Source organism: Enterobacter sp. SGAir0187 (genome assembly GCF_002952735.2).
Lineage (GTDB): Bacteria > Pseudomonadota > Gammaproteobacteria > Enterobacterales > Enterobacteriaceae > Enterobacter > Enterobacter quasiroggenkampii.
Genome location: NZ_CP025034.2, coordinates 2,009,032 through 2,024,708, shown reverse-complemented (window position 1 = coordinate 2,024,708; position 15,677 = coordinate 2,009,032). Strand labels below are relative to the sequence as shown.

12 protein-coding genes and 1 pseudogene are annotated in these 15,677 nt (G+C 58.8%); 3 read left to right on the top strand and 10 right to left on the bottom strand.

The genetic code is table 11. The features are described 5' to 3' along the window. Positions 1-26: 26 nt before the first annotated feature. From treC to treR, 3 genes are all read right to left on the bottom strand, one after another. Positions 27-1,682 (bottom strand): alpha,alpha-phosphotrehalase, encoded by a 1,656-nt coding sequence (gene treC, locus CWR52_RS09730; RefSeq protein WP_104949527.1) that lies wholly within the window; start codon positions 1,680-1,682, stop codon positions 27-29. Positions 1,683-1,734: 52 nt separating this feature from the next. After that, positions 1,735-3,153, bottom strand: coding sequence for a PTS trehalose transporter subunit IIBC (gene treB, locus CWR52_RS09725; RefSeq protein WP_032664631.1), 1,419 nt, complete (start codon positions 3,151-3,153; stop codon positions 1,735-1,737). 128 nt (positions 3,154-3,281) lie between these two features. After that, a complete protein-coding gene (treR, locus tag CWR52_RS09720) occupies positions 3,282-4,229 on the bottom strand; it encodes a trehalose operon repressor TreR (protein ID WP_032651468.1) in 948 nt (315 codons plus the stop codon). A 391-nt stretch (positions 4,230-4,620) separates the two neighbouring features. Here treR and mgtA point away from each other — a divergent pair, with 391 nt between their 5' ends. Together mgtA and CWR52_RS09710 are read left to right on the top strand one after the other, a co-directional pair. After that, a complete protein-coding gene (mgtA, locus tag CWR52_RS09715; protein WP_104949526.1) occupies positions 4,621-7,329 on the top strand; it encodes a magnesium-translocating P-type ATPase in 2,709 nt (902 codons plus the stop codon). Positions 7,330-7,528: 199 nt separating this feature from the next. Continuing rightward, positions 7,529-9,913, top strand: coding sequence for a beta-N-acetylhexosaminidase (locus CWR52_RS09710; RefSeq protein ID WP_104949525.1), 2,385 nt, complete (start codon positions 7,529-7,531; stop codon positions 9,911-9,913). A gap of 85 nt (positions 9,914-9,998) precedes the next feature. Here CWR52_RS09710 and gbpA read toward each other — a convergent pair whose 3' ends face one another. The 5 genes from gbpA to CWR52_RS09685 all read right to left on the bottom strand — a co-directional run bounded on the left by gbpA (position 9,999) and on the right by CWR52_RS09685 (position 13,590). After that, complete coding sequence (gbpA, locus tag CWR52_RS09705; protein WP_104949524.1) at positions 9,999-11,447, bottom strand: N-acetylglucosamine-binding protein GbpA; 1,449 nt, start codon at positions 11,445-11,447, stop codon at positions 9,999-10,001. 137 nt (positions 11,448-11,584) lie between these two features. After that, entirely contained in the window at positions 11,585-11,971 is a 387-nt protein-coding gene (gene ridA, locus CWR52_RS09700; RefSeq protein WP_104949523.1) for a 2-iminobutanoate/2-iminopropanoate deaminase, read from the bottom strand. 73 nt (positions 11,972-12,044) lie between these two features. Further along, the gene (pyrI, locus tag CWR52_RS09695) at positions 12,045-12,506 is read right to left on the bottom strand and encodes an aspartate carbamoyltransferase regulatory subunit (protein ID WP_045908062.1); all 462 of its coding nucleotides are present in this window, start codon (positions 12,504-12,506) and stop codon (positions 12,045-12,047) included. Between the two features lie 12 nt (positions 12,507-12,518). Beyond that, entirely contained in the window at positions 12,519-13,451 is a 933-nt protein-coding gene (gene pyrB, locus CWR52_RS09690) for an aspartate carbamoyltransferase (RefSeq protein WP_032651472.1), read from the bottom strand. 34 nt (positions 13,452-13,485) lie between these two features. After that, positions 13,486-13,590: a pyrBI operon leader peptide gene (locus tag CWR52_RS09685; RefSeq protein WP_022646880.1), complete on the bottom strand. Its 105-nt coding sequence runs from the start codon at positions 13,588-13,590 to the stop codon at positions 13,486-13,488. On the opposite strand from CWR52_RS09685, the pseudogene CWR52_RS09680 reads away from it, so the two are divergent. Then, positions 13,570-13,687 (top strand): annotated as a pseudogene (locus tag CWR52_RS09680) (hypothetical protein). The gene CWR52_RS09685 and the pseudogene CWR52_RS09680 sit on opposite strands and share 21 nt — an antisense overlap. Positions 13,688-13,690: 3 nt before the next feature. Here the strand turns inward: CWR52_RS09680 and CWR52_RS09675 are convergent. Then, the gene (locus CWR52_RS09675) at positions 13,691-14,170 is read right to left on the bottom strand and encodes an arginine repressor (protein WP_039024059.1); all 480 of its coding nucleotides are present in this window, start codon (positions 14,168-14,170) and stop codon (positions 13,691-13,693) included. An 80-nt stretch (positions 14,171-14,250) separates the two neighbouring features. After that, complete coding sequence (locus CWR52_RS09670; RefSeq protein WP_104949522.1) at positions 14,251-15,654, bottom strand: YfcC family protein; 1,404 nt, start codon at positions 15,652-15,654, stop codon at positions 14,251-14,253. Positions 15,655-15,677 lie beyond the last annotated feature (23 nt).

Here is a 15,677-nt window from a genome sequence, read left to right as displayed (position 1 = left end):
ATACAGCATGCTGTATCTCCTGATGTTTATTCCTGCACCCACCAGATGGCTTCAAACGGGCGCAATAGCAGCGTATCGGGACGGGTGGGAACGTCCTCATAATTGCTGAGAGCGACCCGCCAGGCGCCCTGTACCGGGGCTGGCTGCCACTGCTGGCGATCGCGGCTCAGGTTCGCCACCACCATCAGCGTCTGCCCCTGCCACTGGCGACGGTAGCACCAAAGAGAAGGATGTTCCGGCAGGAGATCCTCATAATCCCCCCACGTCAGCACCGGCAGGGTTTTACGCAGGCTAATCAGCGACTGGTAGGTGTAGAACACCGAATCCGGGTCGTCGAGCGCGGTACGGGCGTTCACCGTTTCGTAGTTATCGCAGACCCCAATCCACGGCTCACCCTCGGTAAAGCCCGCATTGTGCGAGGCGTCCCACTGCATTGGCGTGCGCCCGTTATCGCGGGATTTACTTGCCAGAATCGCCAGTAATTCATCCGGATCGCGGCCACAGGCGCGCAGTTCGGCGAACATGTTCAGGCTTTCCACGTCGCGGTAATCGGTGATGCGGCTGAAGTGCGGGTTCGTCATCCCCAGCTCTTCGCCCTGATAGATATACGGCGTGCCCTGCATACCGTGCAGCACCATGCCGAGCATTTTCGCGGCGTGAACCCGGTATTCTCCTTCGTCACCGAAGCGCGACACGATGCGCGGCTGGTCGTGGTTACACCAGAACAGCGCGTTCCAGGCTTTGTTATGCATCCCCTGCTGCCAGTGGCGGAAGAGGGTTTTCAGCGCCACGAAGTCCGGCTTCGCCTTCGTCCACTTTTCGCCGCCGGGATAGTCCACCTTCAGGTGGTGGAAGTTAAAGGTCATCGACAGCTCGCGGCCATCGAGAGAAGCATACTGCTGGCAGTTCTCCAGCGAAGTCGAGGACATCTCGCCTACCGTCATCAGGTTGCGCGGGGTAAAGACGTCGCGACTCATCTCCTGCAGATATTCATGGATGCGCGGCCCGTCAGTGTAGAAGCGGCGTCCGTCACCCGTCTCGTCATTCGGGAAATCCTGATCTTTCGAAATCAGGTTAATGACATCGAGGCGCAAGCCGTCGACGCCGCGGTCGGCCCAGAACGCGCAAACCTTTTTCAGCTCGGCGCGCACCGCCGGATTTTCCCAGTTGAGGTCCGCCTGCTCCGGCGCGAACAGGTGCAGATAATACTGCTCGCTCTCCGCGTGCCAGCGCCAGGCGTTGCCGCCAAACTTGGAGCGCCAGTTGTTGGGCAACTGCTCAGGCGTGCCGTCGCGCCAGATGTAGAACTGGCGGTACGGGCTCGCTTTGTTCAGCGATTCCCGGAACCAGGGGTGCTGGGTTGAGGTGTGGTTGAACACCATATCCAGCACGATGCGAATGCCGCGCTGGTGCGCCTCGGCGACCAGTTCGTCGAAATCATCCAGCGTGCCGTACGCCGGGTCGATGGCGGTGTAATTCGCCACGTCGTAGCCATTATCCACCTGCGGGGAGATATAAAACGGCGTCAGCCAGATGGCGTCGATGCCGAGGGTTTTCAGGTAGTCCAGACGCTGCGTCACGCCGCGTAAATCGCCGGTGCCGCTGCCGGTGGTGTCCTGGAAACTCTTGGGGTAAATCTGGTAGATAACGCCGTTTTGCCACCAGTGAGGAAGGGTATTCATAGTGTGTTCCTGCAAATGCGAAGGGGCGCAACTGCGCCCCGAAAGAGAGAGATTAAACAATCTGCAGCGAGCCCTGACGGAACTTACGCTGATAAACCACGGTAGTCAGCGCCATTGGGACGATAATTGCGATGGCCATTGCCAGGGCGAACACCTGCCAGTAAGCGGGCTGGATGGAGAGGATGCCCGGCAGGCCGCCGACGCCAATCCCGTTTGCCATTACGCCGTTCAGTCCGCACACCAGGCCTGCCAGACCGGAACCGATCATCGCGCAGAGCATCGGGAAGCGGTATTTCAGGTTGATACCGTACATCGCCGGTTCGGTGACACCGAGGTAGGCGGAGATGGCCGCCGGAACGGAAATCTCGCGTTCGTTGTGCTTGCGGCTGACGATGATGATGCCGGTCACCGCGGACGCCTGAGCAATGTTAGACAGGGCGATAATCGGCCAGACCGGCGTGCCGCCGAGGCTCTGGATCATCTGCATATCAATGGCCAGCGTGGTCTGGTGCACGCCGGTGATCACCAGCGGGGCGTACAGGAAGCCAAACAGCGCGGCGCCAATCGGGGCGAAGCTGCCGGTCATCAGGTGACGCACCGCGAAGGCCACGCCGTCGCCAATCATGCGGCCAAACGGACCGATAAAGGCATGCGCCAGGAAAACCGCCAGAATCAGCGAGCACACCGGCACCACCACCAGATAAAGGTAATCCGGCACGATGCGCTTCAGTCGGGTTTCAATAAAGCCCAGCGCCAGCCCCGCCAGCAGGGCCGGAATGACCTGCGCCTGATAGCCCACTTTGGCGATAGTAAACAGGCCGAAGTTCCACACCTCAGGCACCTGCTGACCAAGTAAGTAAGCGTTCATTAACTGCGGAGAGACCAGCGTGACGCCCAGCACGATACCGAGGATCGGCGTACCGCCCATCTTGCGCACTGCGGACCAGCAAATCCCGACCGGCAGATAGAAGAAGATCGCTTCGCCAATCAGCCACAGGAAGTCGTACACGGTTTTCAGCGCCGGATACATCTGCGCCAGGGTTTTGCCGTCACTCATCGGCACGTCGCCGATGACGTTACGGAAGCCTAAAATCAGGCCTCCGCTGATCAGCGCCGGCAGCAGCGGGAAGAAGATCTCCGCGAAGTGGGAAATCAGCTGCTCGTGCCACTTCATATTCTGGCGCGCAGCCTTCTTGGCCTGCTCTTTATCAGCCGCGCTGTGCCCGGTGGTCGCCAGCAGAGCCTGATAGTAATCGCCCACTTCGGTACCAATCACGACCTGGAACTGACCGGCGTTGGTGAAGCAGCCTTTTACCATTTTCAGCTCTTCAATCGCCTTCGGGTTCGCTTTGGCCGGATCGTTCAGCACGAAGCGCAGTCGGGTAATGCAATGGCTGACGGTTGCGATGTTTTCGCGGCCGCCGACCAGGACGATCAACTGATCGATATCTGCTTGTTTGACTTTACTCATCATGAAACCTCATGACAGATGGTGAGGGGGGTAATGACCTGAGCGCAAGCCTACTCCTTCAGCGTGACGGCGGAAATGGGAACGTTCCCGAAATCGGGCGAAGATCACAATAAACCGATTGGTGGGGGTTATGAAAGGTGGGCAGGAATAACGATCTGACGCGGCTCAGCGCGCCCGTTGATCTGCTCGATCAGCTGCGCGGCGGCCTGTCTGCCGGACTCGGCATAACCCGGATCGACGGTAATAATTTCCGGGTGCAAAAACTTCATCAGCGGCGTGCTGCCGACGCTCGCCACCTGCAGGTTATCGATGCGCTGCTCCTGCAGATATTTGCTGGCACCCAGCGCCAGCGTATCCGTGGCGCACACCAGCGCGGTGGTTTGCGGCGTCAGGACGCTGGCGACCTGCTCGTAGCCCTGCTTCATGCCCAGCCCCGGCAGAGAGGCCACGGCGGAGAGATTGTGCTTTTTGCAAAAGGCCAGATAGGCCTCATGGCGGCGCTTGCCGGTGGTGACGTCCGCGTGCGGTACGCCGAGGAAGCTGATGTGGCGGTGGCCTTCGTCGAACAGGCGCTGCATCAGGGTGATAATCGCGCCCTCGTCGTCATAGCAGACCGAGGCAAAGCCGTGGGCATCGCGCGCCAGCAGTACCAGCGACGGCTGCCAGGGTTTTAGCATCTCGTCTTTAATGCCGGTAAAGCCGAACAGCACCACGCCGTCAATGTTGCGCCGCTGGAGCATACCCAGATGCTCTTCCACCAGCTGTGGCGAGAACTGGCTCTCCATCATGATCGGATCATATCCCTGCTCATAGAAGGCGGGCAGCATGGTCTGCACGGCGAGGTTTTCAGACAGAGAATCCAGACGCGAAACAATGATGGCGACCACTTTGTCACTCTGCCCGCGCATGGCGCGCGCGGAGCGGGAAGGGGAAAAGCCGTGCTGATTCATGACCGCCTCAACGCGCTCGCGGGTGCGTTCGCTGACGCCGCTTTCGTTGTTCAGCACACGTGAGACGGTTGATTTCCCCACGCCGCTTAAACGCGCGATGTCTTTAATCGTAAGGCGGTTCTGCATGCTGTATTCCCTGTAACAACGACAAAATGGTCAATTGAGCCTAATGCTATAGCGCGATTTCGCTATGGGCAAAGTCTGGTTTACGTTCGGTTTATTTGCAGTGGGGTATAATACCGCCCGAATCGTCACAAAGGGTACGCTTAAATCCTTATACTGCGCGGCGACACCCTGTTTTTTACTTACCGGAGGCTTCATGGATCCCGATCCCACTCCTCTCCTGAACGGGAGAATGCGTTCTTTCCGGTAAGCCAGCCTGTTGCTGACTCACCGGTGATGTGAGGCAGCAGCGTCCCAAACGTTCCTGCTTGAAAAATTGAGTGCCTCTCAGGTACGGCTTTGCCACGCCTGAAGGAAATGCTGCGTCCGCCTTTGCGGATGCGGAGGAATGACTATGTTTAAAAATATCACCCGGCAGCTGCAGGCCCTGCTGAGCCGCCACCTGCCACACCGTCTTGTTCAGCGCGACCCGCTGCCAAACGCCAAAAACATGGCGGGGGCGGCGATCCCCGCGTCCCTGACCGAACGCTGCCTGAACGTGGCGGCGATGGATGAAAACGAAGTATGGCGCGCCTTTGGCGGCCATCCGGAAGGGCTGAACGCGTCTGAAGTGGAAAAAATCCGCGCCGTGCACGGCGATAACCAGATCCCGGCGCAGAAGCCCTCTCCGTGGTGGGTGCACCTGTGGCTCTGCTACCGCAACCCGTTCAACCTGCTGCTGACCGTACTCGGCATTATCTCTTACGCGACGGAAGATCTCTTTGCCGCGGGCGTGATTGCCCTGATGGTGGGTATCTCCACGCTGCTGAACTTCATTCAGGAAGCCCGCTCCACCAAAGCGGCGGACGCCCTGAAGGCGATGGTCAGCAACACCGCAACCGTCTCGCGCGTGATTAACGACCTCGGCGAAAACGCCTGGGTTGAGCTGCCTATTGACCAGCTGGTGCCGGGCGACCTGGTGAAGCTGGCGGCGGGAGACATGATCCCGGCGGATTTACGCATCATCCAGGCGCGGGATCTGTTCGTGGCGCAGGCCTCCCTGACCGGCGAGTCCCTGCCCGTTGAGAAGGTATCGCGCAGCCGCGACCCGCAGCAGATGAACCCGCTCGAGTGCGACACCCTGTGCTTTATGGGCACCACGGTGGTCAGCGGCACCGCGCAGGCGATTGTCACCGCCACCGGGGGCAACACCTGGTTTGGTCAGCTGGCCGGGCGCGTCAGCGAGCAGGAGAGCGAGCCGAATGCCTTCCAGAAGGGAATTGGCCGCGTCAGCATGCTGCTGATCCGCTTTATGATGGTGATGACGCCGATCGTGCTGCTGATCAACGGCTACACCAAGGGCGACTGGTGGGAGGCGGCGCTGTTTGCGCTCTCCGTGGCCGTCGGCTTAACGCCGGAAATGCTGCCGATGATTGTCACCTCTACGCTGGCGCGCGGGGCGGTGAAGCTCTCTAAACAGAAGGTGATCGTCAAACACCTCGACGCCATTCAAAACTTTGGCGCGATGGACATTCTCTGCACCGATAAAACCGGCACCCTGACGCAGGACAAAATCGTGCTGGAGAACCACACTGATATCTCCGGCAAAACCAGCGAGCGCGTGCTGCACAGCGCGTGGCTGAACAGCCATTACCAGACCGGGCTGAAAAACCTGCTCGACGTCGCGGTGCTGGAAGGGGTAGATGAAGAGTCAGCCCGCACGCTCTCCGGCCGCTGGCAGAAGGTGGATGAGATCCCGTTCGACTTCGAGCGCCGCCGCATGTCGGTGGTGGTGAGCGAGCAGACGGATGTGCATCAGTTGATCTGCAAAGGCGCGCTGCAGGAGATCCTCAACGTGTCGACGCAGGTACGCTATAACGGCGACATCGTGCCGCTGGACGACACCATGCTGCGCCGCATCAAGCGCGTCACCGACAACCTGAACCGTCAGGGGCTGCGCGTGGTGGCGGTGGCGAGCAAGTTCCTGCCGGCGCGCGAGGGGGACTATCAGCGTATCGACGAATCCGATCTGATCCTCGAGGGTTACATCGCCTTCCTCGATCCGCCAAAAGAGACCACCGCACCGGCGCTCAAAGCGCTGAAGGCGAGCGGTATTACCGTGAAAATCCTCACCGGCGACAGCGAGCTGGTGGCGGCGAAAGTGTGCCACGAGGTGGGGCTGGACGCGGGTGACGTGGTGGTCGGGAGCGATATTGAACATCTCTCTGATGACGAACTGGCGAAGCTTGCCCAGCGCACCACGCTGTTTGCCCGCCTGACGCCGATGCACAAAGAGCGCATCGTCACCCTTCTTAAGCGCGAAGGGCACGTGGTGGGCTTCATGGGCGACGGCATCAACGATGCGCCCGCTCTGCGTGCGGCGGATATCGGTATCTCCGTAGACGGAGCGGTCGATATTGCCCGTGAAGCTGCGGATATCATTCTGCTGGAAAAAAGCCTGATGGTGCTGGAGGAGGGCGTCATCGAAGGGCGCCGTACCTTTGCCAATATGCTCAAGTACATCAAGATGACCGCCAGCTCCAACTTCGGTAACGTCTTCAGCGTGCTGGTGGCGAGCGCGTTTCTGCCGTTCCTGCCGATGCTGCCGCTGCACCTGCTGATCCAGAACCTGATGTACGATGTCTCTCAGGTGGCGATCCCGTTTGATAACGTGGACGACGAGCAGATCCAGAAGCCGCAGCACTGGAACCCGGCAGATCTTGGGCGCTTTATGCTGTTCTTTGGCCCGATCAGCTCCATCTTCGACATTCTGACCTTCTGCCTGATGTGGTTTGTGTTCCACGCCAACACCCCGGAACACCAGACGCTGTTCCAGTCCGGCTGGTTCGTGGTCGGGCTGCTGTCGCAGACGCTGATTGTGCATATGATCCGCACGCGCCGCATTCCGTTCATCCAGAGCCGTGCCGCATGGCCGCTGATTGTGATGACGGGGATTGTGATGGCGCTCGGCATCGCGCTGCCGTTCTCACCGCTGGCGAGCTACCTGCAGCTGCAGGCGCTGCCGCTGAGCTATTTCCCGTGGCTGGTGGCGATCCTCGCGGGTTACATGGTGCTGACGCAGATGGTGAAAGGGTTCTATGCGCGTCGGTATGGGTGGCAGTAACGGCAAGCCCGGTGGCGCTGCGCTTACCGGGCCTACGATCCGAACGTAGGCCGGGTAAGGCGAAGCCGCCACCCGGCACTCGCTTTCCTCTCAAATTCAACAACCTGTGATCTCCGTCGGCGCATTCGCTTGACGACAAATTGAGCGCATGTTAACAGAATGTTTTGCCTTTATTTGGCCCGTCAGATAAGGAACATTCATGTTACGGTACAGTCTCTTAACCGCCGGGCTGATGCTCGGCGCCTCTGCCTTTGCCGCCCCGGCAGGGGATCTCCCCTTAATGCCCTGGCCTGCGAAGGTCGAACGCCCGACGACACAGGGCGCGCTGGTGCTCAGCAACAACGTATCCATTAGCGTCAGCGGGGACGATCTCGGTGACGCCGTCAACCGCCTGCGCCAGCGCATCGCCCTGCAAACCGGCTGGACGCTGCAGCCGCAGGCTGAAAAGCCAGACAAACCGACCATCCGCATCGTGATTGCCAAAAAGGTGAAGCCGCAGCCTCTGCCGGACAGCGATGAAAGCTATACGCTCACGGTGGATGCCAACGGCGTGAACATCTCCGCCAACACCCGTTTTGGTGCCTTGCGCGCCATGGAAACCCTGCTCCAGCTGATGCAGAACGGAGCGGAAAACACCTCTCTGCCGTGGGTTACGATTGAAGATTCGCCGCGTTTCCCGTGGCGCGGGCTGCTGCTCGATTCGGCACGTCACTTTATCCCGCTGCCGGATATCAAACGCCAGATCGACGGCATGGCCGCGGCGAAGCTCAACGTGCTGCACTGGCATTTGACCGACGACCAGGGCTGGCGCTTCAGCTCGAAGCGCTACCCTAAGCTGACGCAGCTTGCCAGCGACGGGCTGTTCTACACGCCTGAACAGATGCGTGAGGTGGTGCGTTACGCCGCCGAGCGCGGCATTCGCGTGGTGCCGGAGATCGACATGCCGGGCCACGCCTCGGCGATTGCCGTGGCCTACCCGGAACTGATGAGCGCGCCAGGGCCGTACGCCATGGAACGCCACTGGGGCGTGCTGAAGCCGGTACTGGATCCCACCAAAGAGGCAACCTACGCTTTTGCTGACGCGATGGTCAGCGAACTGGCAGCGATCTTCCCCGATCCGTATCTGCACATCGGCGGCGATGAGGTGGACGACAGCCAGTGGAAAGCGAACGCCGCGATCCAGAATTTCATGCGCGACAACAGGCTGGCGGACAGCCACGCGCTGCAGGCGTACTTCAACCGCAAGCTGGAGACGATCCTCGAGAAGCATCACCGCCAGATGGTCGGCTGGGACGAGATCTACCATCCTGACTTACCGAAAAGCATTCTGATCCAGTCCTGGCAGGGGCAGGACGCGCTGGGGCAGGTGGCGCAGAACGGCTACAAGGGCATTCTGTCGACCGGCTTTTATCTCGACCAGCCCCAGTCCACCGCCTATCACTACCGCAACGAAATCGTCCCGCAGGGCTTAAACGGCGTGGATGTGATAGCCGACACCGACAGCGCCCAGAGCTGGGCCTTCTCCATGCCGCGCCTCAAGGGCAAGCCGGTGGAGGGGAGCTTCACGCTGGTGAAAGGGGATGCCGGCTGGCGCGGGTTTATTGATTTTGCCGGGAAATCGCGCCGCGCGGTGCAGGATATTGCATGGCGGGATGACAATCAGGTGACCTTTACCGTTGATACCTGGATGGGCGAAACGCGCCCGGTCGTCACCGTCGATAACGATAAACTCTCCGGCTATTTCCTTGTCGGGAATACGCGCTACCCGATTAGCGGCACGCGTCTGGACGACGTGCCGAAAGGCGTTCCGCCGGTTGTGCCGGACGTGGCGAACCAGGCCAACCTGCTCGGCGGCGAAGCGGCGCTGTGGGCGGAAAACGTGGTGGCGCCGGTGCTGGATATCCGCCTGTGGCCGCGTACGTTTGCGGTTGCGGAGCGGCTGTGGTCCGCGCAGGACGTCAACGATGTCGACAACATGTACACCCGCCTGCAGGCGATGGACAGCTGGTCGACGGTGTCGGTCGGGCTGCAGCAGCACACCCAGCAGCAGGTGCAGTTCACGCGCCTCGCCGGTAATGCCGACACCCTGCCGCTGCAGATCCTCGCTCAGGCCATTGAACCGGCGCAGTATTACACCCGCCAGCACCTGAAGTTCCAGGCCGGAAACTATCATCAGTTCGAGCCGCTCAACCGCTTTGCGGATGCGCTGAACGCCGAAAGCGCCACCGTGCGCCAGATGCACAAATGGGCGGACCGTCTGGTGAGCGATGCGGAAGACACGGAAAGCGCCGACGCCCTGCGCCACGTTTTCAACCGGTGGCAGAGCAACACCAGCGACGCGCTGGCGCTAAGCGAAAACAGCTATCAGCTGAAGGCGATGAAGCCGGTGATTCAGGAGGTGGATAAGCTCGCCTCGATTGGCCTGCGGCTGACGGATCTGGTGGCGCGCCAGGGCACGCTGGATGATAAAGAGATTGCGTCGATTCAGAGCGAGCTGGATAACGCGGCAAAGGTGCAGGACGAAGTGGTGATTGCAGCGGTCTATCCACTGGAGACGCTGCTTCGCGCCACGCGGAATCAGTAACAAAAATGCCCGGTGGCGCTACGCTTACCGGGCCTACGTAACGTGTAGGCCCGACAAACGAAGTGCCGCCGGGCGTAAAGGCAACTCAGTTCTTCAATACCCACGCCTCTTTCCAGTGCGCACCCACGCCTGGCTCAAACTGGTTTGCGGTTGGGCTGTACTGCACGCAGTAGCCGCTGTACGGGAACGGTTTACACTCGTAGGTCTTACCGTCTTTAGGCTGCAACACTACGGTGCCCGCCTTGTAGGAGGCAATGCTGTCCGGGAAGATAAAGTCATGCGGGCCGCTGCTGTCCGCCGCGTCGCCTTCCAGCATCAGGTTCAGCACGTCCTGCGCGAACAGCGTGCCGTCTTTATTGGTCGCGTAGTATTTCAGCATATGGTGGCCCGCCGTCACGTCATTCAGGGTCATGGTCACGTCCTGACTGGCGTTATTCATCTCCTGCTTCAGGTAGCCTTTTTCCGCACCGTGGTGGTTCATCACATGTGCTTCCATATTCACGTCTCCTTTGGTGTTGACGTGGAAGGTCACGGTCGCGTTGCCATGTTCGATTTTGCTGTATTGCAGATCGGAAACGGCGATGGTCTCATTCACCTGCGCTTTTTGCTCTTCATAAGAGATGGCAACGGATCTCAGCGTGCTGCCCTCTTTCACGAATACGCTGTTGGCGCCGTGAACCGGGCTGATTTCACCCGCTTCATCTTTCACGCCGACGCGCACATCGCTATGAGCGGTGTTGATCTTCTGCGCCAGATCGTAAGACCACTGATTAGCGTCGCCTTGTTCAGAAGAGCCGATGGTCATTTCGGTACGCATGGAGGTCACTTCACCGTTGGTATCGAAGAATCGCGCAATCACTTTATCGCCTGTGTTCAGGTTATTACCCGCGATCTGGCCGCTCAGGGTTTTGCTCCATTGGGAAACTACGGCTGGCGTGTCGTCCGGCGTAACGTTGCCGCCGTTACCGAAATCTACGTCAATCGCCTGATAGAAACTGTTTGCGGTATCCGCAATCTCCCACACGCCATAAATAACCTGGTAGCCCGTACGCTCGGGTACATTGCAGGTCATGGATTTGGTCATCGCCGGTGCCTGGCCATTCCCGCTAATGGTACAGAACGGCGTTAATTCAAACTGGTCGCGAGTCAGGGGCTTATTGGGGTCCCAGTTTTGTTTGGTGATGTAATAGCGCCAGTTGGTGGTTTTATGCGGCGCGGTATGGTGCCAGACAAATTCATGCGGGCCTGCCGTCATGGGGCTTTTGGTCCACGTGTTCAGGCTCTGTTTATCGAGCTGAGAATACTGAGAGATACCCGCGCTGGCGAGGTGTCCGTCTGCTGGTTCTGCCCCTGTCGGGAAACCGGAGGACTTTTCTACGCTCTGCGGTTCGTACTGAACGGAGCCACAGTCAATATTCTGGCCGAGCTTACACATATAAGCGCGGCTGGCGGGTGACTCAATATATCCGTGTGCAAACGCAGAAGAGGCGACGGCAAATGTCGCCACCGCCAGCGCAATTTTAGAGATTCTCATTCTTAGTCCATTTTAATAGAAGGTAATAAAACAGCAGCAGTCTATTAATGGACAGCACCCGACGTCATTGAATGCCGGGAGTAAAAATGGTCGAAATAAAAAAGGTAGCCGAAGCTGCCTGTATAAGCTGAAATGAATTAACGACGTACGGCAATCGCTTCGATTTCAATTTTCACGTCTTTTGGCAGACGCGCCACTTCCACGCAGGAGCGCGCCGGGAAGGTGGCGTTATGCTCGATGAAGAACGCTTCGTAGGTGGCGTTAACGGTCGCGAAATCGTTCAGATCCTTCACGAACACGGTGGTTTTCACGATATCACCCACTTTCAGGCCGGCAGATTCAACGATAGCCTGCACGTTTTCCAGCGACTGACGCGCCTGCGCCGCGACATCTTCCGGCACCGCACCGGTTTTTGGGTTTACGGGGATCTGACCTGAAGTGATGATCATGCTGCCCAGATCAACGCCCTGAACGTAAGGGCCGATAGCGGCTGGTGCATTTTCCGTCGCGAGTACTTTGCTCATGTTTTCTCCAGAATTACAGCGTTAAGAATGTTCCCGGCCATTATAACAGCCGGGATTTCATTACCAACCTCAATTAGTTGGCCAGCACCACATAATGAGAAAACTCTTTTTCGCAGTATTTGCATTTGAGCGCGATGTCATCGGCGCGTTTTTTCACTGCAAAGCTGGAGGAAACCGGCTCAGCATGACTGATGCAGTTGCTGTTCGGGCAGACCAGCACGTTTTCGATGCGATCCGGCAGGCTCGGACGGGATTTGCCGACCACTTCATACTCGTCGATGCGGTTGACGGTGGCGTCCGGCGCGTACAGCGACAGCTGGTTAACCTGCTCGTCGGTCAGGAAGGTGTTCTCGATTTTAATCAGGTCCTTGCGGCCCATCTCGCCCGACGGCAGGTTCAGGCCGATGGTGATGCGCTGGTCGGTTTCGGTCAGTTTGAACAGCGTCAGCAGCTTAAAGCCCACCTGCGCAGGGATGTGGTCAATCACGGTGCCACGCTTGATGGCTTCAACCTGGAGTTTGTTATCGTGTGTCATGGTCGTCTCCCCTTACAGAGCTAATTCGCGATTCAGAACCAGTGCCAGTAACGCCTGGCGGGCGAAGATGCCGTTTCCTGCCTGCTGGAAGTACCAGGCGTGCGGCGTTTTATCCACGTCTGTGGTGATCTCATCGATGCGCGGCAGCGGGTGCAGCACCTTCATGTTGTCGCGCGCGCCTTCCAGGTCGCTGGCGCGCAGCACGAACTGCGCCTTCACGTTGGCGTATTCGGACGGATCCAGACGCTCTTTCTGCACGCGGGTCATGTACAGAATATCCACGTGGCTCATCACCTCTTCGATGCTGGCGTGCAGGCTCCACGCAATGCCTTTCTCGTCCAGCATATCGAGGATGTACTGCGGCATCGCCAGCGCGTCAGGCGCGATGAAGTAGAAGCGGTTGCCGTTAAATTTCGCCAGCGCCTGAGTCAGGGAGTGGACGGTGCGGCCGTATTTCAGGTCGCCGACCATGGCGATATTCAGGTTCTCGAGCTTGCCCTGGGTCTCCTGAATGGTGAACAGGTCCAGCAGGGTCTGCGTCGGATGTTGGTTGGCACCGTCACCGGCGTTCAGCACCGGAATGCCGCCGGAAAACTCGGTTGCCAGGCGCGCCGCGCCCTCCTGCGGATGACGCATCACAATCGCGTCGACGTAGGTGCTAATCACTGAAATGGTATCCGCCAGGGTCTCGCCTTTTTTACCCAGCGACGTGTTGCTGCTGTCCGAGAAGCCCACCACGCTCGCGCCCAGGCGGTGCATGGAGGTCTCAAAGGAGAGGCGGGTGCGGGTCGAGGCTTCAAAGAAGCAGCTCGCAATCACCTTGTGCTTCAGCAGCTCCGGTTGCGGATTGGCCTTCAGTTTTGCCGCGGTTTCCAGAACCAGTTCCAGCTCTTCGCGGCTGAGGTCGTTTATGGAAATGATGTGTTTTTGATAAAGCGGATTCATGTTTATCTCCTGACGCCGGGCAAAAAAAAGCCCCTCAAATGAGGGGCTCTGGGAATAGGTTTAGCAACGGGAAGAAAAACGGCAGGCCAGCGTCTGATTTCAGACGCGGTAAGACGTTATGTCGTACACGCTTGACCATGCTTCCTCCCGGCAAATTGTCGGGCATTATACGCAGCTCGCTTTTCGGATCAAGCGATTTAATGCACGCTTTACTCAATGCAAACGGTTCTTTATGAATATTAATTCGTTCTGAGTAAATAATTAATTTGCTTATGCACCAGCGCGGTGCGCTTCACCACCCGGGGGGCGACCCAGACGATACTGCTGCCGGCCACCACGCCTAATATTTCCGGAAGCTGGTGATAATCCAGAATACGCGCCACCGCGCGGCCATATCCGGCGACGGTATGGACAAGGATAAACTCGCTATTATGCTCGACGCTCACCACCATTTCCGAAACGGTACGCGCGGCGTCCGGGGCAGGGCGAAGCTGGGGATTCAACGAATAAATCTTTAGCCCTTTGGCATTTCGAATTTTTATGACTCCGAGCAACTTCAGCAATCGCGAAACGGTCGACTGGCTGATGCTGTCAAACCCTCTCTCCTGCAGGTCGCGGCGAATCTCTTCCTGCGAAAGATAACTCTTTTCGGCGATCAAACGCTGACACACCGTGAGCTGCAGTTGTTCTTTGGGAGAGTACTCTTCGTAATCCATCATGTTTCCCATATCAGTTCCCGAAATAACCGGTGACACCGCACCGATCCGTAGGCCGGATAAGCGCAGCGCCATCCGGCAAATTACAACAACGCCCCCAGACTTAACGCCACCATAATCACCACCGTCAGGATCGCCAGCAGCGGCGCCACCCATTTCAGATAGCGCACGTAGGGCACCCGGGCGATAGCCAGCCCGCCCATGACCACCGCTGAGGTTGGCGTGACGAGGTTTACGATGCCGGAGGCCGACTGGTAAGCCGTAACCACCAGGTCGCGGTTGACGTTAGCGAAATCGGCAAGCGGTGCCATGATCGGCATCGTCAGAACGGCCAGGCCGGATGAAGAAGGCACAAGAAACGACAGCACGACCTCCAGCCAGTACATCACGTTGATAAACGCCACCGTGGACAACCCGCTGACCAGCCCTTCCGCGCTGTGCAAAATGGTGTGGGTAATCATGCCCTTATCCATGATGACTACGATACCGCGCGCGATGCCGATAATCAGCGCGACGCCCAGCAAATCTCGCGCGCCGTTGATAAACGTCGACGTCAGCTCCTCTTCGCTCATGCGGGCAATCAGGCCGACGATGATCGCGCTGGCGAGAAATACTGCGGAGATCTCCGCCATCCACCAGCCCAGCACCGCCACGCCGTAAATCATCACCGCGAAGGCGAGGGCAAAAATCACCAGGATGATTTTGCGCACCGGGGTGAATTCCAGCGACTGTTCGCCTTTGTTGCCGAGGAAATGGGCGAGGTTCTCTTCCTGCTTGTCTGCAACGATCGACAGCGACGGATCCTTGCGCACCTTGCGGGCGTAGCGCATCACCCACGCCACGCAGATGATCCAGCCAATGACCAGCAGCGCCACGCGCAGGGCGATGCCGTTGGTAAAGGGGATCCCGGCGGCGTTGGCGGCGATGACCGTGGCAAACGGGTTAATGGTGGAACCCAGCGTGCCGATCCCCGCGCCGAGCAGCACGGTGGAGGCGGCGACAACCGGATCGAACCGTGCGGCCAGCATCACCGGCACCAGTAAGGTATAGAAGGGCAGTGACTCTTCGGCCATACCGTAAATCGTGCCGCCTGCGGCAAATAGCGCCATCAGGATCGGGATCATCCATTCCTCGCGCCCGCGCAGCCGAGTGGTCACGCGCTCGATCCCGGCGTCAATCGCCCCGGTTTTGGTGACGATCCCGAGAAATCCCCCGATGATCAGGATAAACAGCGCCACGTCGATCGCCCCGGCCTGACCGGAGACCGGATCGTACAGCCCGGCGATGGGCGCCATCAGGACGGAAACCAGCCCCTGCGGATGCGCCGCTACGTGCGCGTAGGTTCCGGCAATCGGGACTTCTTTACCGAGGGTGTCGTTCATCGCCATCTGGTACTGACCGGCGGGAACGACCCAGCTCAGCGCCGCCACAACGGCAATCAGGAAAAAGAGAATGGTGTAAGCGGAGGGAAACTTAAACTTGCCCATGATGTTCTCCTTAAACCCGGCGC